This is a genomic window from Kitasatospora sp. NPDC092039 (genome assembly GCF_044756065.1).
GTDB lineage: Bacteria > Actinomycetota > Actinomycetes > Streptomycetales > Streptomycetaceae > Kitasatospora.
Genome location: NZ_JBIVSD010000003.1, coordinates 544882 through 565855, shown reverse-complemented (window position 1 = coordinate 565855; position 20974 = coordinate 544882). Strand labels below are relative to the sequence as shown.

Here is a 20974-nt window from a genome sequence, read left to right as displayed (position 1 = left end):
TCTCACCAAGGAGGAGAGGCAGTGCTCACCTACTCGCGCTGGCGGTCGTTCGCCTCTCCCTCACCCGATCCCTGGATGGCACCGTGGCCGTCGATCTGCGCCATCGGCGCGGGCCGACGCCGGCGCAGGCAAAAAGCCCTGTGCAGGCCCTTTTCGATGGCCCGCAGGCCCACGAACACGATCGGCCAGCCGACCCTGAAGAGCAGGGCGGCCTCGTCGGCCGCCTCGCCCTCCATCGAAGCTTCGATGACCTCGGGTACCGCGACCCTGAGCACCAAGCCGAGCGCGTACATGTACCGCCGGGTCCGCTGTGGTGTAGCCGCGCACCCGCGCGGGCATCCCCCAAGACGGGCCGTGGGAGACTGCGGCTCTGTGCCCGAATTCTCGTTCGGGCAGCGAGCAGGGGTCTCACTCATCCGAACCTCCTGTTCGATTTGATGGTGTCTCCCAGCGGCCTGGCCATAGTTTGCCGACGAGTCCAGGCTGCTGGGGGATATTCGAATGGGTACCGGCATCGGCCGGAATCCCATTCCACTTATCACAACGGTTGGGGCCCAGATGGGTTACCCGACAGCATGCTTACGAGTTAACAGCTTCCGTTTGCCCCCATTTCGGGGACGGCTGTGGTATACGCGTGCCACTCGCGCCGATTGGCGTGAGCAATTCAAACTTCGGCAGGTTTCGGACACCGCCTGATTTCCCGGCGAGGCTCTCGACCGCACTCAAGTGATGAAGATCGCCGCGTGCGCGATCCGATATGTCCGCTGGTCAAGAGCTGGCGGCACGCCGACCCGCTGACTGCCAACCGACCGGGTCGGCCAACGCAGGTGCGGTCCAGTTGCCGTACCCGCTTTGCCTGGCGTTGGAGTGGCGTCTGACCGCCGGCCGGAGGACGCACGGGTCCGGCGGCTGAGGGCGGCGGCTTCGTGGGAACGGATCGGGTCCGGGCGCTTCGGCGCCTGTGCTCTTGTCCCCGAGCCATGGAGCTTCCATGTCCTTCGTCCCCGCGCCGCTGCACCGTCTGTTCGCTGCCCTTCTTCCACTGCTCGTGCTCGGCACGGTGTTCGTAGGAGCGGGGGCGTCGCCCGCCGTCGGAGCGCCCACGGGGGCGAAGTCGGGCACGGACTGGGACGCCCTGGCCCGCTGCGAGAGCGGCGGACGGTGGGGTGCCGACACCGGCAACGGCTACTACGGGGGCCTGCAGTTCGACGCCGCGACCTGGCGGTCCAACGGCGGGCTCACGTACGCGCCGCGCGCGGACCGGGCGACCAGGGAGCAGCAGATCGCGGTGGCCGAGCACCTGGCCGAGCGGCGGGGTCTGGCGCCGTGGCCGGCGTGTGGTGCCCGGGCAGCCGGGGGCGCCGACCGGGCCGCCGCTCACCAGCGGGCCGACGGGCACGGCCACCGCCCGGTGCCGACCCACCCGCACGCCACCGTCTCGGCCCCTCACCCTTCGGACACCTGGACGGTGGCGGAGGGGGACACGCTCAGCGGCATCGCTCAGGAGCTGGGCTTCCCCGGCGGATGGCCCGCCCTTCACGACCTGAACCGTGACACCGTCGGCGACGATCCCGACGTGCTGCTGCCGGGCCAGGTACTCGTCCTCGACTCCTGACCGGCCCCATGGCCATCCACCGACGACAACTGCCGGGGCCACTGCGTACACCCGCCAGACGCTGCTGCCCGCACGCCCGAACGGCCGCACTACCGCGCTTCTCCCCGAATCAGGGCACGGTCCTCACGTGGCGCTTCCCTGCGTCTTCTCCACGGCCTCGTGGAGCTGTCCCCGGTCCATCGTCGAACGGTTCGGGATCTCCAAGCGTGTGGCTCGCTCGTAGAGCTGCGCCTTGGTAAGAGCCGACAGGTCCTCGTCGCCCTGCTTCTTCGCCGCTCCTTCCTGTCGCCGGGTGGCCCGCTGCGCCGCCCTGTACCGATCACGGGCCCGCGTCGCGTCCGCGAGGGCGGTGTCGGCCTCGGTGGTGGCGAGGCCGAGGTCGCTTTGGCGCTCGGCCAGCAAGGTGACCGCGCCCTCCAGCTGCTCTTGGGCGCGATGCAGGGCCGCCTGGGCGCGATCGACGTCGGCGGCGGCCTGGTCACGACGAGCACCCAGGTCTTCGACCTGGGCCGCGAGCCGGTCGCGGCGGTGAGCGGCATCGCGGTGGCGCCGTTCGGCCACCTCCAACTCGGCCCGGGCCCCGGCCATGTGCCGCCGGGCCTCCTGCTGTTGGGCCTCCTGCCGGGCGGCGTCCCGCTTTCGGGCCACTTCTCGTGTCTCCCTGCGTCCCGGCCTACCGCCCGCCGTCTTCGGCCGCACGTCCGCCTTCCTGCCGGCCTTCTCCACCTGGCCTTCCCCGGCCACGACGGGCAGGACAGCGGGCTCCTCGATCGCGGCGGACAACCGCCCGGCGGCCACCTCGGCAGCCGCCCGCGGCGACGCCAGCGCCGCGCGCAGCGTCTGCTCGACCTCCCGCAGCTGCGCCTCGCCGAGCCGCACGCCCGCCTCGGCAGCCAACCCACGGGCCTGGGCGGTCAGCGCGGCCACCAGGCGGTGCCTCTGCGCGGACAGCTCCCGAAGCACGGGGCCGGCCAGCTCCTCCTGAGCCCGGAGCAGCGCCACGCCGAGGTCCAGCAGTTGCCCGGTCTGCTCAGGGCAGGCGCGGGCGAGGCGGTTGACAGCGAAGGCCGCCGCGGTGGGCCGGTGCAGGACCTTGATGCGGGCCGCGAGCGCCCGCTCACCCGCCGCCCGGGCGCGGGCGGCGGCCTCGTCGCGGGCCTTGGTGAACTCGGTCGGCAGCCGGGAGAAGAGCGCGTCGGCCACCGCGGTGAAACCTGCCGGCTCAGTCTGCGTGGGGTCCGTGCCGGGCCGGGCGGCGTTCACAATGCCCGCAGCGCCCGTTCGCACTCCCGGCACCGCAGCTCGCTCAAGGCAGGCGGATACCACGGCTGGCCGTAGCCGCCCTGGTAGTGGGAGTGCTCCATCTCCGCGCTGCCGAGCCCGCACAGGGTCCCGGGCAGCGGATCTTGCGGCACGTCGGGGTCGGCACCTGCGGCGTGCACCGCCACGACGACCGGTTCGCCGTCGTCGGACGCCAGCCCATCCGCGGGATCCAGCTCGTAGAGGACGACGATCGAGGCCATGCCCCGAGAATGCGGCAGCCGGGCCACCAGCACATCCCGGGTGCGCCGTTCGACTCCGTCTCCACCGTGCCTATCGGCCTACTCGAGTCCGGCTGAGCGAGGTGCGACCCGAATCCGCTGCTGATCCACGACGCTGCGCGCTTCGCCGTAGTCGAGCCCGTAGAAGTACTCGCTCCTGCGCTCGCCCGGGTGCCTGCGCCGAAGCTCTCCGAGCACCACCTGCTCCCAGGGGTGCGCGTCGGTAACCGGCTCGGACGCCCAGGCATCGAACAGCACATACCCGTCACGCTCCGCGTCGGCCCGAAGCTTACGTAGCCGCCCCACACCGAAGCGGGTGGTACGTCCGACCTTCACGTACGAGTTGGTCGGGCCGGCGAACGACAGCAGGTAGAGCTGGTCCCGGCCGGGAAGCCGGGGCTGTTCCGCAGCGGGCCCAAGTCGCCGCAACGCACGCCACTCCGCGAACCACACCAGATTGGTGACTTCCTCGGACGCTCGGTCCGTTCCATCGGTGCGGAGCCTGTCCAGTAGCACCTCGCGGAGTTGGTCCTCACCGAGGTGGTCCAACAACATCTCGGGATCGATCCCGGCCTGCGCGAGCCGGGCGGCGTACTGGGACTGGGACAAGGGCGTCATCTCAGAAGGATTCCACAACTAGCCAATCTGGTCTGGTCGTTCCCCACATTCAGCCTGGGCGGTTCCGATGCGGGCGAGGAGGCGGGCAGCAGCCATCGTTTCCGGGACAACCCTTAGGGTGAGCTCGTACGGATAGGCCAGCTTGGGAGGCGGAAGTTCATGGGCGAGGACACGGAACGGGCTGTCGATGTCGTCGTCCTCACGATGAACGACCGGCACGCCGAGTTCCGTGACGCAATGGCGTCGGTGCTCGCCCAGAAGGGGGTCAGCCTGCGGACGGTGATCGTGGGCAACGGCGTGGAGCCGGACTACGTACCGCCCGGGGTGGTCTCCGTAGCCCTGCCGAAGAACACTGGGATTCCCGAGGGGCGAAACGTCGGGGCACGGGCGCTGATCGGCCCGGACGCCGGAGAGTTTCTGCTGTTCTTCGACAACGACGCGATCCTGCCGGAGGCCGACACCGTTGCACGCCTGGTGGCCGAGTTCGACCGGCATCCCGAGGCGGCGTACGTCCAGCCTCGGATCGCGGATCCCACCACGGGGGAGACGTTGGGGCGGTGGGTGCCGCGGTTGAAGTCCTCCGATGCCCGGCGCCCGGGCGTGGTGACGGTGATGGCCGAGGGCATCGTGCTCATCCGTCGCGCGGACTTCGACGCTGTTGGCGGCTGGCCCGGGCACTATTTCCTTTTCCACGAAGGCATCGACCTGTCGTGGCGCCTGTGGGACCTCGGAAAGATCGGTTGGTACGCAGCCGATGTCGAGGTGCATCACCCGGCTACCAATCCGGCCCGGCACGGCCCGTTCTACCGCATGGTCGCGCGCAACAGGGTGTGGGTGGCCTACCGGCGTCTGCCACTGGTGCTCGTCCCGGTGTACCTGGCGGCGTGGACGCTGATCAGCGCCTACCGCTTCCGATCGACGGGGCAGCTCGGGGTGTGGTTCAAGGGCCTCGCGGAGGGGCTGCGCGGCGGGCATGGCGAGCGGCGCCCGATGAGCTGGCGCACCGTGTGGAGGCTCACCCGCGCCGGCCGGCCGCCGATCATCTGACCGACGGCCTTCAGCGCTCCCTGCCTGCGGGGCATCAGATGGTGGCGGAGATTCGCTCTCGCACCTCTGCGGCCTCGGGCACATGGGAGTAGGAGGCCAGGGCGGAGGCCAGGTCCCGCAGGGGGCCGGTGGTGCGCTGGGAGCTGATCTCGGCAGTGATGTCGAGCGCATGGTGCGCGGTGGCGCAGGCACCTTCGACGTGGCCTTGCTGGAGCTGTGCATCAGCTGCCCGGACGAGATAGATCGCCTGGGTCCGTACTGTGCCTGCGGCCTCACGGGCACTGAGCGCGAACGCCTTCTCCGCCTGGTCGGCTCGGCCCATGGCGAGCTGGGTGGAGGCGAGGCTGCCGGCGTACTCGGAACCGTCGAACCAGTACGCCCAGTCCGGCTCGTACGTCCGGTCTCGCTCAGCAGCATCGAGCTTGGCCCGGGACGCCTCGAGGTCGCTCCAGCAGCCTTCATGACGCAAGTGGGAGCGCGCTCGGGCCCGTCGTGCGAGAACGAGTGCCTCCACGCGTGGTGTGGCCTTGCCCCGCACGGCGGCCACCGCGGTGCAGGCCAGTGCCTCCGCTTCGACGGGACGTCCGCAGTTGTACGCGGCCGCGGCCCAGAAGGTGAGGATGTGGGCGCCCAGCGCCGGGTCGTCTGCGGCATGCGCGGCCTGTAGGGCAGCCTTGAACGCCACGTCGTCGCACCGGCCGTTGACATCGAATGCGGCCCAGGCCCGCATCCGGGCGAGGTCCGCGCCGGCCGCGTACAGCCGACTCTGGTGGGCGAGCGTGTAACTGCGGTTGGTCAGCAGTTCGGTGACGGCTTCCAGCGCCGCGGCCGTGTCCCGGATCAGCGTGCCGCCGCCGTCCTCGTCGTCGGCCAGCCGCAGTTCCCGCACCCGACGCTCGATTGTTGTGACGGCGCCTTCTCCGATGCGCCGGCCCGTCGTGAGCTGCGCAGCCGCCACCGGGTCGGCGGTGAGCCATGAGAACAGGGCGGCGGTCATCGCGGTCGAGCCGAGGAAGAACGTCCGACGGTCCATGGGACTTCCGATCACTTCTCTGAGGGCGCCCACGGTGCCGGGGCCCGTCCACGGGTGCTCGTTCGGCTGCTGAAGCGGGTCGTACTGAAGCCACTGGGGCCACGGGTGGGATTCGACCAGGGCGCTGTCGACGCCGATCAGGTCGGCGATGACGAACTGGGTGAGGTTGTCGGGGGTACGGCCTTTCTCCCAGCGTAAGACGCCGTCCCGGCCCGTTCCTAGAGGCGTGCCCAGCTCGGCGCTTCGATCGCACAACTTCCGCGCGAAGGCTGATCGTTCAAGGTTCCTGGCCTTGCGTACACGGATCAGCGGATGGTCCTGCGGCTCCGCAGCCAACCTGTCCCTCCCTTGGGCGCGTGACAGCGATCCGCCCGACGCTACTGGCTCCCGCCGTATGCCCGACACCCCTTCGGGCGCTGCTCCGGTGCTGCTCGTCGGCGCACCGGCGCAGCACCGTCCTGGGTGCTTCCGGCGACTCATGGCGGGGACGCATCGTAGGGCTCCCGGCTGAACGCCGGGACGGTTCCGGTGGCACTGATCTCAGCACCGGTCCGAATTCCCCTGATCGGAGCGCATGTTGACGAGCGCCGTCACCGGAGCGCAGACCTTCGCCACCGCGTATCTGGAGCAACTGGCCGACAAGGTGATTCCCGAGGAGCACGCTGTTCTGACGGCGGAGGACGCCCGCGCGACCTACTTCCGCGACGCCGACGCCTTGGAGGTCAAGCAGAGTATCCACGACCGGTTCCGCACCAACCCGAAGGCCCTGCACGACCACCTGCTGGAGGCCCTCGCCCTGCGCGGCACCGAGGAGCTGCTGGACCTGGGCTGCGGTAACGCCTTCGTGCTGGAGCGCCTGCGCCCGCACCTGGCGGCCGGCCATCTCACAGGCCTGGACATCTCCCCGGCGATGCTCGCCGCCGCCCGGCACCGCTTGGCGGGGGTGGCAACGCCGTGCGAGTGGATCGAGGGCACCGCCGACCGCCTCGACGCTCTCGCGGACGACACCTTCGACCGCGTCATGTGCGTCTACACCGCGCACTACGTCGCCGACCTGGGGCGGTGCTTCGCCGAAGTTCGGCGGGTCCTGCGCCCGGGTGGCCGGTTCTTGCTCACCACCGACCGGCCCGACTCGATGGTCGAGATGTACGACGTTCACCTGCACGCCCTACGGACCCTGGACGGCCCCGACCACCTGGCCAAGGCGTCGTCCAAGGCCCGGATCTCCCTGACCAACGGCCGTCGGCACCTGGTCGGGCACTTCGAGCAGATCCGACTCCTGGAGTGGCAGGACCAGTTGCAGTTCGCCGACGTCGCACCGTTTCTGGCCTTCTACCGCGCCTCCTACCACTGCTCCGCCTCCGCAGGCCCGGACCCCGCCTCGCCCGCCTTGCTCGCCGCTCTGGAGGAGCACGTGGCGGCGGCCGTCGCCGACGCGATCGACGCCCGCGGCTACTTCGCCGTCACGAAGCTCTCCGGCACCTTCATCTGCTCCTGACCACCCGTCCCCCCGATCCCGAAGGAGGGTCCCATGGCCCACCCTGTCCCTAGCCCGCTGGCCGGTGCGCGCGTCTTGGTCACCGGCGGCGCCGGCTTCATCGGTACCGCCGTCCGTGACACCCTGCTGCGCGCCGGGGCCCGCCCCGTCCTGCTTGACGACCTGTCCGCCTACGACCCCGCCGTCTTCGCCCTCCTGGGCACCGGCCGCAGCGACCCGCACCTGGTCCTCGGCGACGTCGGCGACGAGACCCTCGTACGTCACCTCGTCGCGGACGCCGATTACGTCGTCCACGCCGCCGCGCACTCCACCGTCCAGGGCTGCCTTGCCGAGCCGAAGACCGCGTTCCGTTCCAATATGGCTGGCACCGACACCGTGGTGCGTGCCGTCGCCGACACCCCCGGCGTGCGCCGCCTCGTGCTGCTGTCCACCGCTCAGGTGTACGGCCACGGCGGCGAGGACGCCGGCTCGACACGCCCGCGTGTGTTCACCGAGACCCAGCCCCACCAGCCACTCAACCCGTACGCCAGCGCCAAGTCCTGGGCCGAGCAGCACACCCGCCAGCTGCTGCAAGCCGCCGGCCGCGACTTCACCGTGCTGCGCCCGTTCTCCGTCTACGGGCCCGGCCAGGTGCCCAAGCCCGGGGCCGCGTCCTGGGTGGTCGCGCAGTTCGCGATGTACGCCGTGCTGGGTCAGGAGCTGCTGCTCAACGGCGGCGGCGTGCAGGTACGCGACTTCCTGTACCGCGACGACGCGGCCGAGGCGATCACGCGGGCCCTGACCGCCCCGGGCGCGGCCGGGCGCGCGCTCAACCTGGGCACGGGCGTACAGACCTCGGTGCGCGACGTCGCCGACCACGTGATCGCGCACTTCCCCGGCACCCGGATCCGCATCGCACCGCCCGCCGCCGGCGACCCGCGGGGCGGGCGGGCCGACACCGCTCTCATGCACGCCGCGCTGGACTGGGCGCCTGCGGTGACTGTCGCCGACGGCATCACCCGCTACGTCGAGTGGGTCGACGCCAACCCCCAGGCCGTGCCCGAGTGGATGCGCGCCGAAACCGCCGAGAGCCGCTTGGCCGCCTGGTCGGGCGCGGCCCCCGTCCGTTCCTGATCCCCATCGCCGGTCGAGCCGGCCCACGGGGACCCGACCGGCGATGCCCAGTACCTCCTACCTCCTGGAAGGAACCGCCATGGCAAGGAAGTTGAGGGCCGCAGTCGTCGGCCTCGGATGGGCGGGAGGCGTCCACGCTCGCACTCTGGACGCGCTGGACGGCGTCGAACTCGTCGCCCTGGCCGACCCGGACCCGCGTCGCCGCACCCGGTTCCCCGGGCACTGCACTGTCCCCCGCCTGCGGGACCTGCTGCTCATGGACCTCGACTACTGCGTCGTCGCCGCGCCGACTGCCGCCCACGAACACCTCGCGCTCCAGCTCGCCGCCGCCGGCATCCCCGCGCTCGTGGAGAAGCCCCTCGCGTCCACCGCGGCCGCCGCCCGGCGCATCGAGGACGCGTTCCACGCCGTCGGCGTCCCCGCCGCCGTCGGCCACACCGAACGCCACACTGCCCCCGTGGCGGAACTCGCCCGCCTGCTCCACGCCGGGGAGTTCGGCGCGCTGTGGCACATCGACGCCCGCCGCCAGGGCCCCTACTCGGGGCGGATCCGCGATGTCGGGGTGACCCTCGACCTGGCCGTGCACGACCTCGACCTCGGCGCGTGGCTGGCCGAAGCGCCCATCGAGTCGGTGAGCGCCGACACCGTGCGCGTCGCCGGTCCGCACGAGGATCTCGTCACCGCCACCGCCCGCCTGAGCGGCGGCCCGCTGCTGAGCGTCCACGCCGACTGGATCAGCTCGTACAAGGCCCGCACTGTGCAGGTCCGCACCGAGGCAGGCCTGCTGATCTCGGACGCGATCGCCGGCACGCTGAGCCTGCACGCCAACAGCGCCCCCGTCGACGGGCAGGGCGGCTTCCGGGGTGTGAGTAGTGGGCCGTCGATCGCACTGCCCGTGGCCGAGCGGCCCGCGCCGTTCACCGTCCAACACGCGCTACTGCGCGATGTGCTGCTCGGCCACGGCGACGGCGGCCTGGTCACCCTGGCCGACGGCGCGGCCGCGGTCGCCGCCGCCGAAGCGGTCCTCGCGGCCGCCGCCACCGGTCGTACGACGCCGGTCGCCGCCCGCGCGCTCGCCGCCGCCGCCTGAGCACCAGGCCCTGCCGATGCCTGCCCTGCACGAGCTCGCCGACCAGCGGCGCCTGCCCGACCATCAGGTGATGGACCGGGCCACCCTGGAGTGGATCGCCTCCCACCGCCCACCGATCGCGTCCGGCCCGGCCAGCGCCCTCCCGCCGGGGCTGCACGTCGTGGTGCCCGCCGAGGACTGGTTCGCCGACCCGACGCTGGCCGACGGCCTGCACGGGATGCGGCACAACGCCCGCGTCTCGGTTCTCGCCCAAGTCCTCGCCGCCCGGCACCACGTGGACGCCGAAGCCACCCTGGCCCTGGCGGTGGCGGCGGCCGTCCACGACTGCCGAAGGCTGGACGACCGCACCGACGCCGGCCACGGCGAGCGCGCGGCCCGATGGCTGAGCGAGCAGCACGGCGCCGTCACCACCTTCTTCCGCCTGCCCGACCTGACCGGGCAGCTCCTCGCAGCGGCCACCACCGCCATCGCCCTGCACGACCTGCCCGCCAGTGCTACGCCGCCGCACCGCCGCTGCGCCGACCCGCGCGCCCGGACGGTGGCCGACCTCCTGGCCGCCGCCGACGCCCTGGACCGCTACCGCCTGCCCGCCCTGCGCTGGTGGCCCGACCCCGCCCGCGTGCGCACCCCGCTGCCCAAGGCGGCGCACGCCCTCGCCTTCCGGCTCGTGCTGGACAGCGAGCACGCCCGTCTGGACGGCGCCAGCCACAGCGACGCCCTGCACCACGCCCTCGACCGCCCGACCCGGGAGCAGCAGTGAACCCCGAATGGGAGTACGCCCACACCGACCACACCGCCTACCGGCAGCGGCCCGCCCCCGCCGGGCTGGCCGACACCGACGCCGACTGGCAGCACCACCTGCACCACGGCACGCCCAACGGCGCGCTGATGGGCCGCGGCAACGCCCAGCTCCACGCCCTGGCCAGCGGCGGCCCGCTGTACCTGATGCACACCACCGCCGCGCTGGACGCCATCCGCTCCAGCGGGCAGGTCCTCGGCGCTGGCGGCTGCCTGGTCGGTGCCCTGTACTGCGCGCCGCTGACCCCCACCGCCGCCGGACTACGCCCACACAACCTCGGCTCCTACCTCATGGAGACCAAGGGCCACCGCGACGTGGTCGTCATCGAGATCACCCCGGCCGCGCCCGCCCCGCCCGAGGGCGTCGACTACCTGCGCTTGGGCGGCATCCACCTGGATACCTACCGCGAGCACCAGTACGCACTGACCGCGGCCGAGGACGAGCGGCTGCGCGCCGCCGCCGTACGACGCGTGCGCGACAGCGCCGACTTCCTCGACCTGCTGCTCGCCAACGCCTCCGGCACCACCACCGACGGGGCCGAGTTCCTCGACCGCCTCTCCCACGCCATCACCGGCTTCCCGTTCCTCGGCTACCTGTACTTCGAGGTGCTGTCGGAGTACCTGATGCTCCACTCCGCCTCGCCCGAGAGCCGGGCCTGCGCGGAGCTGGGGGAGATGAACAACCGTCTGTACAAGCGCCTGGCGTTCAACGCCGTCCCCAGCATGGACCGGCTGTTCGACCTGGCGCTGTTCCGGCCCGGCCACCGGCGACTGGCCGAGCTGATCGGTGCGATCGAACCCGGCCTGGCCGAGGCCGCCCCGGCGTACGTGCGCCGCCGCCTCGCCCACCTTTTCGCCACCACCGCCCTGGACGCCGGCCAGGACGTGCGCACCGCCACCTTCCACGGTGCCGACTTCGATGACCTCGCCGAAGCCGCCCCCCGGTTGCTGGGCCAGCTCCTGTTCCGCGAACTGCGCGCCCACCCCCGCTACCCGCAGCTGTTCTCCCTGATCGAGCAGGCCAAGGCCCACGGCGTCTACGCCTACTGGAACAGCCGCCGCATCACCGCCCCGTACAACGGCTTCCTGCCCAAGGGGGAGATCGGCGTCAACCTCGCCACCCCCGCCCCCGTCACCCTCTGGACCGCCCGAACCTGCGAGCGCGGCCTGCTCCACCCCCAGGACCAGATCGCCGCCGCCCTCCACCCGCGCCTGGCCGACCTGCAGAGCACGGCGCTTGGCAAGGCCGCCTTCACCCCGCACACCACTCACCCGGCGCTCCAGCCCGCCCACTGACTCCACCCACGACCGCTCACGAATCAAGGACCCATCCCCATGCGCATCGTGCTGCTCGGCGGCGCTGGCTACATCGGCACCGCCGCCACCCGCCACCTCATCGACCTCGGCCATCACGTCACCGTGGTGGACGGACTGATCTACCGCCCCAGCGACGACCCGGCCCGGCTCCTGCCCGGTGCAGCTGACTTCGTCCGCGCCGACCTACGCGACCCGCAGGCGCTCCTCTCCGCCGCCGACGGCGCGGACGCGGTGGTGCACCTGGGCGGCGTGGTCGGCGAACCCGCGAGCCAGGTCGACGAGCGGCTCGCGGTCGAGCTGAACTACGCCTCGCCGCTGATCGCCGCCGACGCCGCCCGCCGGGCCGGCACCGGCCACTTCGTGTTCTTCTCCTCGTGCAGCGTGTACGGGATGCACGAGGGCACGGTGGACGAGGACACCGCCCCCAACCCGCTCGGCATCTACGCCCGCACCAAGGTCCTCGCCGAGCAGCACCTGCCCCGCGAGCTGGGCGAGCAGGCCGCGCTGACCAGCCTCCGGCTGGCGACCGTACACGGATCCTCGCCGCGCCAGCGCCTGGATTCCGTGGTCAACAAGATGGCGGCCACCGCCGCCGCCACCGGCCGCATCCCCCTCAACGGCGGCGGGCAGCGCCGCCCCCTCGTCCACGTCCGCGACGTCGCCCGGGTGCTCGCCGGCGTCGTGGAGCAGCGCATCACCGGCGCGCTGAACGTCGGCAGCGACGCCGAGAACCACACCATCGCCGACATCGCCGAGGCCGTGGCGAGCGTGGTGCCCGGCGCGGTGATCGACCGCGGCCCGGAACGCGACGAGGCCGACGCCCGCGACTACCGGGTGTCCTTCGCCCAGCTGCAGAAGGTGCTGCCCGGCGCCTGCCCGACGCCGTTGAAGGATGGGGCCCGGGAGGTCGCCGACCTGGTGCTGGCCGGCGTCGTCGGCGATCCGACGCAGGACCAGTACGACAACCACAAGGGCCTGGTCGCCGCCGTCGCCGCCGGGAAGGTCCGGCGGCGGGACGGAGGGGACTGCGAGCAGCACTGGGCCGGCTACCGGGCCGCCTGGGGCACGCGGTGAGCGCCCCGGCCGCGAAGGCACCGTTCCTGCCATGGAACCGGCCCTCGATCGGTAAGGAGGAGGAAGCCGCCGTACTCGGGGTGCTGCGCTCCGGGTGGCTGACCGCCGGCCCGAACGCGGCCGCGTTCGAGCAGGCGGTACGCGACGCGCTGGGACAGCAGGACGCGTTCGCGGTGTCTTCCTGCACCGCCGCACTGCACCTGGCGCTCCTGGCGGCCGGGCTGCGCCCCGACGACGAGGTGATCACGCCGAGCTTCACCTTCTGCGCCGCCCCGAACGCGATCCTCCGGAGCGGCGGCGTCCCGGTCTTCGCCGAGATCGACCCCGCGACTCTCAACCTCGACCCGCAGGCCGCCGCCGAGGCGATCACCGCCCGCACCCGGGCGATCGTCGTCATGCACTACGGCGGCCAGCCCTGCGACCTGGCGGCGTTCCGCAGGCTCGCAGACGACCACGGCCTGCTGCTCATCGAGGACGCCGCCCATGCCCTTCACGCCTGGCGCGACGGCCAGCGTGCCGGGTCGGTCGGAGACCTCGCCGTGTTCTCCTTCTACGCGAACAAGGTCATCACCACCGGCGAGGGCGGCATGCTCGTCGGCCGCGCTGACCTCGTACAGCGGGCCCGGCTGCTGGGCCGCCACGGCATCGACTCCTCGGTGTGGCAGCGCCACGGCACACGCAGCACCGCCGACTACGAGGTCACCGTGCCCGGCCTGAAGTACACGATGCCGGACATCACCGCCGCGATCGGCCTGAAGCAGTGGGAGAAGCTGCCCGACTTCACCGCCGCCCGCACCGCCATCGCCGCCGCCTACGACAAGGCCCTGGCGGGGCTGCCGGGCCTGACGCTGCCGACCGTGCTGGACGGCGTGGAGCATGGCCGGTTCCTCTACCCGGTGCTGATCGACCCCGTCCCCGGCCGCGACCGCGACCGGGTGGCCACCACGCTGCGAGAGGCCGGGATCGGCACCAGCGTGCACTTCCAGCCCGTCCACCGCCTGGCCACCTACCGGCACACCCCGCACCACCTGCCGATCACCGAGCACACCGCGGCCCGGCAGCTGTCCCTTCCCTGCTACCCGGCGATGACCGCCCACGACGTGCAGCGCGTCATCGACGCCCTGCACGCCCTCTGGTCCTGACCGCCCCACCCGGGGCCGGCCGTCAGGAGATCGGCGGCTGGCCTCGGCTGCGGCTGTAGCGCAGCCGGACCGCGTCAGGAAGAGCTGGACCCGTTGCTCCCGCGCTGCTGCCCAGAGCACCGGAAGGGCAGCACCCTCGCTCCTTCCCGCGCCACCGGTACCCCGGAGATTGTGGACGCGCCGCCTTTCCCGCGGCCACCCACCATTCCCTCGCTCTTCCCGGGAGGCTGCGCCATGCCAGGACCACTCCGCATCGCCCTCGGTTCGGACCGGGCCGGCAGCGGCCACCGGGCCGCTCTGCGTGTCGAACTCGCCGCGAACGCCTTCGTCTCCGAGGTCCTTGACATCCCGGACGTCGCCGCCGGGCACCGGCGTTCCTACCCGGACGTCGCCCTCGCTGCCGGGCAGCTCGTCGCCCACGGCGCCGCCGACCGCGCGTTGCTCATCTGCCACACCGGACTCGGCATGGCCATCGCCGCGAACAAGGTCCGCGGCGTACGGGCGGTCACCGCCCACGACCCGTACAGCGTCGAGCACGCCGTCCTGTTCAACAACGCCCAGGTCCTGTGTCTCGGCCAGGCCATCGTCGACCTCGGCACCGCGGTCGGCCTGGTCCGCACGTGGCTCGGCCTGCGCTTCGACCCCGGCGCCAGTGCCGCTCTCAGGATCGCCGCCATCACCGCCTACGAGCAGCGCACCTGACACCGCCTGGCGTTCACCCCGCCCGTCACGAGACCTGGCCGCTCGCCACCGTACCGGCCTTCTTGGAGCGATGCCCCATGCCCACCGACGCCCGCACCGCACCCCGCACGACCACCAACCTGCGCTGGCCCATCGAACCGCGGCAGGGCGGCTGGTACACCGACGCCGAGAACACTGCGCTCCAGGAGGTGATGGCCGACTCGGCGTCGTGGCGCACCGGTTGGAAGGGCCCGCAGGTCGCCGACTTCGAGGGCACCTTCGCCGCCCGTGTCGGCACCGCCGCGGCCGTCTCCTTCAACAGCGGCGGCGCCGCGCTGGAGATGGTGCTGCGCGCCCTGGACCTCCGCCCGGGCGACGAGGTCATTTCCTGCGCCGTCAACTTCGTCGGCGTGCACCTGCCGATCACCAACCAGGGCGGCACGCTCGTCCTCGCTGAACCCGACCCCGTCTCCTTGAGCCTTGACCCGGTCGACACGGAGCAGCGCATCACAGCGCGCACCCGCGCCATCGTCCTCACCCACTGGAACGGGCAGGTCGCCGACGTCCGGCCCTTCCTCGACGCCGCCGCCCGCCATCCCCACCCCGTCCATGGGCCGGCCGCCGTCATCGTCGACGCCGCCCGGGCCTGCGGCGGCACCGCTCCCTCCGGTGCTCCGGTGGGCCGCGAGGGCTGGGCCACGATCTTCAGCTTCGAGTCGAAGAAGTTGATGACCACCCTCGGCCAAGGCGGCATGGTCACCACCGACGACCAGGGCCTCGCCAACCGCCTGCACCGGCTGCGCACCTACGGCGGGCGAGACCAGTGGGGCACGAACCAGATGCTGACCAAGGCCCAGGCGGCCGTCGGCCTCGTGCAGTTGCGGCGCCTGGACGAGATGAACGACGCCCGCATCGCCCGCGCGCACCAGCGCACCCGGCTGCTGGCCGGGACTCCGAACCTCGTGCTGCCACCGACCATCCACGGCCGCCAGCACCTCTACTACCGCTACAACCTGCTCGTCCCCGAACACTGGGCCGGCCACGGCCGGGACCTGCTCATGGAGACCCTCGCCGCCGAGCACGGAGTCGGCAGCCTCATCAACGACCCGGTCACCTACGACGGCCACCAGTACATCAGCGACCACACCGTCGGCCAGCGCTGCCCGCGCGCCGAGCAACTCACCGCGCGCCTGCTGTGCCCCGTCCTGCACCCGCTGATCAGCGAAGACGAAGAGACCGAGATCTGCCAGGCGATCCGCGACGCCACCGACCACGTCGCCAACGTCCTCGGCGCCTGACCACCGCCCCTGCCACCGATGGAGCCACCAATGTCCCTGCTCGACAAGGAAACCGCCGCCATCCGCGCCAGCGAGACCGTCGTCGCCGGCCCCTACCCCACCGACCGCGTCGAGGGCGACCTGCGCGTGGTCTTCCTCATCCCGTACGGCCACGCTTACTCTCTGATGTGCAACGGCCCGATGAGCCTGTACGACCTCATCAACCGCACCGCCGGAATCCCCGCGTACGCCGAACGCGCCCTCCAGTACGACAACCTCGTCCGCAACGGGAACCGTCTCACCACCCCCGATGGCGAGCCATACCGCACCATCGAGTCCGCGGCCCCGGTCAACCAGGCCGACATCGTCGGCGTCTCCGTCACCAACTCCGGGGACCTCCACAGCGTCCTGCGCCTGCTCGACCTCGCGGGGATCCCCCGGCGCAGCGCCGATCGAATCCCCGGTGTCCACCCGCTGGTCGTCGGCGGCAACGCGGGCCTGGCGAACCCCGAAGTGCTCGCCGACTACCTCGACGTCGTGGCCATGGGCGAGGCCGAGAAGTCGCTCGCCGAACTCCTCCGTACACTCCACGCGAACCCGCGGACCCCGGAGAACGATGCGCTCGTGCAGATCTCCCGGATCCCCGGCCTGTACGTCCCCGCACTCTACGAATACGACTTCGCGCCCGGCGGCGGAGTCCTGGCGGTCCGCCCCAAGGCCCCGACGGTGCCGACCACCGTCCACACGCAGTTCCTCGAGCTGCGGGACCTGCACGACGCGCACTTCACCTACCCGATCACCGATGGCACCGCCGCCGGCCTGATCCCCGTGCTCGGCTGCAAGCACAGCTGCCACTTCTGCACCCTCGGTGTGCCCCCGTTCCGCGAGGTCCCGATCGAGATCCTCACGGCCTACCTGGACCGCATCGAAGAGCTCAACGTCGAGCGCATCATCATCTCCGCCCCGACCTTCACCCAGTACCGGCGGCGCGAAGAACTCCTCAACCGGATCCGCGCCTACTCCGACCGCGCCGCTGAGCGCGGTATCAAGGTCAGCACCATCATCGGCTCCGTCCGCGCCGACGAGATGACCTCCGACTACCTGCGCGACATCAACGAACTCGGCAACTTCGGTCACCTGTTCACCGAGCTCAACCTCACCCAGGCCCGCGGCATCATCACGATCGCCCCCGAATTCGCCTCTGCGGAACTCCTCGACATCTACGACAAGACCATGCGCCCGGAACGCGTCAACAAGACCATCGAGCAGTGCCGCGGCACCGTCATCAACACCGTCATGCTGTACTTCCTCGTCGGCGCGCCCGGCGAACGCCCCGAGGACCACCTCGCCATCGCCGACCGCGCCAAGGAGATCCGAGAGCTCCTCGACCGGCCCGACGCTGCCGTGATCGTCAAGCTCCACCAGTTCATGCCCAAGCCGGGCACGCCGGGCCAGCGCCTGCGCATGGCCGACCCCAAGGCCGTCGAGCGGTACGGGGACGAGATCACGGACCGGCTCCGCGACCTAGTCGGCCAGGAGGACTTCGACCAGCACTACCGCGTGCAGTTCGGCGAGACGAGCCGCCTGTACCTGGAGGCCATCTGCCTCAGGGGCGACCGCCGGGTCGGCCACGTCCTTGAAGACCTCTACGACAACGGGATGGACCCCACCGACTTGCCCCGAGACGTCCTGTTCGACGCGCTGGCCGCCCATGGTCTCGACTTCGAGCGGCACCTGCGACACATGGACGACCCGGTGCTGCCCTGGCACGTCCTCAACGACGTCGACACGACGACGGAGCAGGCCCTCATCCAGGCCCTCAACAACCGGCAGGGCTGGCAGTGACCGAGCCCGCCCCACTGTGCTTCCCGGCACACCCCGGCAAGCACTCCCTGCCGTCCGTGACCGACCCGGCCGACCACGCCGCCTACATCCGCGCCCGTGACCCGGGCGCGGATCTCTCCACTGCGGCCGGCGCCATCCTGATCTACCAGAGCTCCCTCATCGAGCACGCCCGTACCGTCCACCGCCTACACGACCTGGGGCGGTGGACGTCCGGAACCCTCCACCTCACCGACGAACACGTCGTCCTCTGCTCCGGGTTCGGCCGCGGCGCGCCCGCGGCCGCCCTCCTGCTCGAACAACTCATCGCCCTCGGCATCCGCCGCATCACCACCGTCGGGACCGCCGCCGCTCTCCATCCCGGCCTGCTGCCCGGAACCATCGTCGTTCCCCAGCAGGCGTACCGCGACGAAGGCACGTCACACCACTACCTGCCTCCAAGCCGCACCGTCGCAGCGTCGCCCCACCTCGCCGGTACTCTCCTGTCGAACCTCGCCGACACGAGATCCCCGGTGCAGTCCGGTCCGACGTGGACGACCGACGCCCTCTACCGGGAGACCGCCGAAGAAGTCCGCGCCTACGCCTCCCAAGGGGTGCTGACGGCCGACATGGAAGCCGCCGGCGTCCTGGCGGTGGCCGAGCACCGGGGCGTCGCTGCTGCGGTGGCTCTGGTCGTCGCCGACTCTCTGGCGCACCGCACCCCCCGCACTGACCACCCGGGCACCACCAACGGCCTGAGAAACGCCCTGGCTGCTGCCACGGTGGCGTTAACCAGTTGAGGTCCGGGCTGCGGCTTCAAGGTGTTCACCAACCGCCTCTGGGGAGCGCAGGCTCGTTCTGCCTCAAGTTCTCGTAGTCCTGCGGCGCCACTGCCGCCACTTGGTCCGGGCCCACAGTGCCTGCGAGCCGCCCAGCAGGAGAACCACGGTCGCGCCGTCCAGACGTTCGAGGGTGCCGTGATCGGGGCCGAGTTGCCGGACGGCATGGATCAGCAGGGTCAGGTCGGCGGGTGCGGTGATGAAGATCAGTGCGGCCAGGCACAGGGTCGTTCCCGTCATAAGGACGGCGCTGTAGAGGCGGGCGGCGCGGCGTTGGCCTGGCGGCAGGTCCAGGGTGGGGTCGGTGGGCGGTGGGTCCTGGCGCGGGTGCAGCACCCGGTGGGTGAGGTGTCGGGTGTAGGAGAGGCCGTCGGCATACAGGTCCGCGGAGCCGGTGAGGTCCTGGAGGACGTAGTAGAGGTCGGTGCGCATGTTGATCAGGAACTGCCAGGCGAGCGGGAGCAGCGCGAGAAGCGCCAGGGCTTGAAGTGCCAGGCGCCAGGGAGAGGCTTGTTCGAAGGTGGCGGCGGTGAGAATGGCGAGGCAGGCGGCGATGAGGTTGACGGCCATGCCGGACAGGTAGGCGGTGAGGCGGTGGCGGCGTGGGGCGAGTTCGATACCGCTCATATCGGTCTGGGCGACGAGGAACTGCAAGCGGGTGCCGAGCTCGAGGTAAGCGGGAACGCCAGTGGCGCGGGCAGTGACGAGGTGGGCGAGTTCGTGTAGGAAGACCAGGGGCCAGCCGACGCCGAAGACTGCGAGCAGCACGAGGCTGCCGTACGGACTCCAGAAGAGGCTCTGATAGCCGGGCGCCAGCGAAGGGTCGACGGTCATCGTGACGGCCGCGGTCCCGGCGAGGGCGGCGACGGCCCAGGGCAGGAGCGGGTTGAGCGACCACGCGGCGCGGCGCGGGGTGATCCAGGGCAGCGCCGGACGTCGGGGGATGGGCCCCGGCACCTCGCTGCCGTCGACTCGGGCGACGAAGCCGAACTGGGTCAAGGCCGTGACGAAGGAGGCGACGTCGACGTCCTCGCCCGTCTCGGCAGCGATGAGCCTGGCCGTCTCCGCCACGGTGAGGCCCCGGCCGAGGTGCTCAATGACCCTCGCTCCGGAGGGGGGCAGTTCAACGACCTCGCCGGTCTCGAGGCGTCCGACGATCACCGAGTCGCCCGTGGGACGTGTACGCAGCTGATGCAAGATCACACGGCTGGTACCGGTGATCACCGGGAGCGCTGGTGAGGCGCTCATCCGGTCGTCCGGTCGTCCGGCCGCTGCCTGGCGATGGCGCCAGCGTCGACCGCTGGGCCCGCGCCGGTGCCGCAGGCCGGGCAGTCGGGCTGGCGCGGGGAGCGAAGCAGGACCGGGTCGTCCAGGGCGCCGAGGTTGATCCCGAACATGACACCGGGTTCGAGCGGCGGTGCTCCGGTGAGCAGGGTGATCGCGGCGTGGGCGACCAGCAGGCCGGACATGCCGGCGGTGACGGCCGTCACCGGGTTCCAGGGCCTGCGCGGTGAGGCGACGGCGGGGTCCTGGCCGGGGGCGAGCCCGAGGTCGCGGCGGTTGATCTCGCTGGTGCGCACGCACTCCCAGCAGCCCCCGGTCCCGGGCACGTATACCCCCGCGGTGGTCACCGGGCCGCGGTAGCCACCGTCGACCCATCGCGTGCCCGACTCCAGGCAGGCCTGGTTAGTCCACCGCCGAACCTCGGGCGGCTCGTCGGCGCACATCAGCAGCAGGTCGTACGGCTCGGCGCCGGAGCCGAGCAGGTCCGCGACGTCACCGGGCCCTTCCACCAGGCGGCGCTCGCAGGTGACCTCGACGTCGGAGTTCAGCGCTCGCAGATCCTCCTCGGCCGCCTCGGCCTTGGATCGGCCGATGTCCCTTTCCCTGTACAACGGCTGCCGGTTCAGGTTCGACAGGCCGACGGTGTCGGGGTCGACGCAGCGCAGATGCCCGACCCCGGAGGCGACCAGGGCCTGTGCCGCGTAGCCGCCGGTCCCGCCTAGCCCCACCAGCAGAACCCGGGATCGACGCAGATCCTCCTGCATCTGCCAGGCGCTGCGCCTTGGCGTGCGGTCCAGCCAGCGCAGCAGCGGCACGCCGCGGCTGTACCGCTCCTGCTCGCGCGCCGTGAGGTCAGGCGCGGGAGCGTCGGCGTCCTCCAGGTGGCCAGCCTCGTACAGCGCCGCGACCGCTCCGGCAGCGTCGGCCACGCTGACCTGCGGGTGGGCGCCGCAGACCAGCTCCGCGAGTTCGGGGACCGTCCGAGTGCCGTCCATGGCATCCACCAGCGTCCAGACCCACCCGTCGGGGTCCTCGATCTCCACCCCGATGCCGTAGACGACGCTACCCAGACGCACCGTCCCGTCCTTGGCCCGGTAGCCGGAATGCTCAGGTTTGACCCGCGGACGCACCAACATGAACAACCGCTCCTCCCCCTGAAACCGCTTGACGCAAAACAACCAACATG

At 71.6% G+C, this 20974-nt stretch carries 20 protein-coding genes; 13 read left to right on the top strand and 7 right to left on the bottom strand.

Going from position 1 to position 20974, the window contains the following annotated elements:
- Positions 1 to 29: 29 nt before the first annotated feature.
- Positions 30 to 293: a hypothetical protein gene (locus tag ACIQI7_RS08885; RefSeq protein WP_401106550.1), complete on the bottom strand. Its 264-nt coding sequence runs from the start codon at positions 291 to 293 to the stop codon at positions 30 to 32.
- Positions 294 to 991: 698 nt separating this feature from the next.
- Here ACIQI7_RS08885 and ACIQI7_RS08880 point away from each other — a divergent pair.
- The gene (locus ACIQI7_RS08880) at positions 992 to 1615 is read left to right on the top strand and encodes a transglycosylase family protein (RefSeq protein ID WP_401106547.1); all 624 of its coding nucleotides are present in this window, start codon (positions 992 to 994) and stop codon (positions 1613 to 1615) included.
- Positions 1616 to 1738: 123 nt separating this feature from the next.
- Here ACIQI7_RS08880 and ACIQI7_RS08875 read toward each other — a convergent pair whose 3' ends face one another.
- The 3 genes from ACIQI7_RS08875 to ACIQI7_RS08865 all read right to left on the bottom strand — a co-directional run bounded on the left by ACIQI7_RS08875 (position 1739) and on the right by ACIQI7_RS08865 (position 3774).
- Positions 1739 to 2818 carry a hypothetical protein gene (locus ACIQI7_RS08875; protein ID WP_401106545.1) on the bottom strand — a complete coding sequence of 360 codons (1080 nt, stop codon included), beginning with the start codon at positions 2816 to 2818 and terminating at the stop codon, positions 1739 to 1741.
- Between the two features lie 56 nt (positions 2819 to 2874).
- Complete coding sequence (locus ACIQI7_RS08870) at positions 2875 to 3138, bottom strand: hypothetical protein (protein ID WP_401106542.1); 264 nt, start codon at positions 3136 to 3138, stop codon at positions 2875 to 2877.
- Between the two features lie 78 nt (positions 3139 to 3216).
- Positions 3217 to 3774: a GIY-YIG nuclease family protein gene (locus tag ACIQI7_RS08865; RefSeq protein WP_401106540.1), complete on the bottom strand. Its 558-nt coding sequence runs from the start codon at positions 3772 to 3774 to the stop codon at positions 3217 to 3219.
- A 159-nt stretch (positions 3775 to 3933) separates the two neighbouring features.
- Between ACIQI7_RS08865 and ACIQI7_RS08860 the strand changes: the two genes are divergently transcribed.
- Complete coding sequence (locus ACIQI7_RS08860) at positions 3934 to 4821, top strand: glycosyltransferase family 2 protein (protein WP_401106536.1); 888 nt, start codon at positions 3934 to 3936, stop codon at positions 4819 to 4821.
- A gap of 34 nt (positions 4822 to 4855) precedes the next feature.
- Here ACIQI7_RS08860 and ACIQI7_RS08855 read toward each other — a convergent pair whose 3' ends face one another.
- A complete protein-coding gene (locus ACIQI7_RS08855) occupies positions 4856 to 6190 on the bottom strand; it encodes an XRE family transcriptional regulator (protein ID WP_401106533.1) in 1335 nt (444 codons plus the stop codon).
- Between the two features lie 238 nt (positions 6191 to 6428).
- Between ACIQI7_RS08855 and ACIQI7_RS08850 the strand changes: the two genes are divergently transcribed.
- From ACIQI7_RS08850 to ACIQI7_RS08800, 11 genes are all read left to right on the top strand, one after another.
- Positions 6429 to 7352: a class I SAM-dependent methyltransferase gene (locus ACIQI7_RS08850; RefSeq protein WP_401106530.1), complete on the top strand. Its 924-nt coding sequence runs from the start codon at positions 6429 to 6431 to the stop codon at positions 7350 to 7352.
- Positions 7353 to 7385: 33 nt separating this feature from the next.
- Entirely contained in the window at positions 7386 to 8465 is a 1080-nt protein-coding gene (locus ACIQI7_RS08845) for an NAD-dependent epimerase/dehydratase family protein (protein WP_401106526.1), read from the top strand.
- Between the two features lie 79 nt (positions 8466 to 8544).
- Positions 8545 to 9555, top strand: coding sequence for a Gfo/Idh/MocA family protein (locus tag ACIQI7_RS08840; protein ID WP_401106525.1), 1011 nt, complete (start codon positions 8545 to 8547; stop codon positions 9553 to 9555).
- Positions 9556 to 9571: 16 nt separating this feature from the next.
- Positions 9572 to 10315: a hypothetical protein gene (locus ACIQI7_RS08835; RefSeq protein ID WP_401106522.1), complete on the top strand. Its 744-nt coding sequence runs from the start codon at positions 9572 to 9574 to the stop codon at positions 10313 to 10315.
- Positions 10312 to 11649: a hypothetical protein gene (locus ACIQI7_RS08830; protein WP_401106519.1), complete on the top strand. Its 1338-nt coding sequence runs from the start codon at positions 10312 to 10314 to the stop codon at positions 11647 to 11649. The genes ACIQI7_RS08835 and ACIQI7_RS08830 overlap by 4 nt, the downstream gene beginning before the upstream one ends.
- Before the next feature lie 39 nt (positions 11650 to 11688).
- Positions 11689 to 12744, top strand: a complete 1056-nt coding sequence (locus tag ACIQI7_RS08825; protein WP_401106516.1) for an NAD-dependent epimerase/dehydratase family protein — start codon at positions 11689 to 11691, stop codon at positions 12742 to 12744.
- Entirely contained in the window at positions 12741 to 13886 is a 1146-nt protein-coding gene (locus ACIQI7_RS08820; protein WP_401106514.1) for a DegT/DnrJ/EryC1/StrS family aminotransferase, read from the top strand. Before ACIQI7_RS08825 ends, ACIQI7_RS08820 begins: the two co-directional genes overlap by 4 nt.
- Positions 13887 to 14120: 234 nt before the next feature.
- Complete coding sequence (locus ACIQI7_RS08815) at positions 14121 to 14588, top strand: RpiB/LacA/LacB family sugar-phosphate isomerase (protein WP_401106511.1); 468 nt, start codon at positions 14121 to 14123, stop codon at positions 14586 to 14588.
- Positions 14589 to 14665: 77 nt separating this feature from the next.
- Positions 14666 to 15865, top strand: a complete 1200-nt coding sequence (locus ACIQI7_RS08810; protein ID WP_401106508.1) for a DegT/DnrJ/EryC1/StrS family aminotransferase — start codon at positions 14666 to 14668, stop codon at positions 15863 to 15865.
- Between the two features lie 30 nt (positions 15866 to 15895).
- The gene (locus ACIQI7_RS08805; protein WP_401106506.1) at positions 15896 to 17689 is read left to right on the top strand and encodes a B12-binding domain-containing radical SAM protein; all 1794 of its coding nucleotides are present in this window, start codon (positions 15896 to 15898) and stop codon (positions 17687 to 17689) included.
- Positions 17690 to 17745: 56 nt separating this feature from the next.
- On the top strand, positions 17746 to 18465 hold the full coding sequence (locus ACIQI7_RS08800; protein WP_401106504.1) for a nucleoside phosphorylase: 720 nt from the start codon (positions 17746 to 17748) through the stop codon (positions 18463 to 18465).
- Between the two features lie 63 nt (positions 18466 to 18528).
- On the opposite strand, the gene ACIQI7_RS08795 is transcribed toward ACIQI7_RS08800, so the two are convergent.
- Together ACIQI7_RS08795 and ACIQI7_RS08790 are read right to left on the bottom strand one after the other, a co-directional pair.
- A complete protein-coding gene (locus ACIQI7_RS08795) occupies positions 18529 to 19728 on the bottom strand; it encodes a hypothetical protein (protein WP_401106501.1) in 1200 nt (399 codons plus the stop codon).
- A gap of 20 nt (positions 19729 to 19748) precedes the next feature.
- Complete coding sequence (locus tag ACIQI7_RS08790; RefSeq protein ID WP_401106498.1) at positions 19749 to 20924, bottom strand: HesA/MoeB/ThiF family protein; 1176 nt, start codon at positions 20922 to 20924, stop codon at positions 19749 to 19751.
- Between the last annotated feature and the right edge of the window lie 50 nt (positions 20925 to 20974).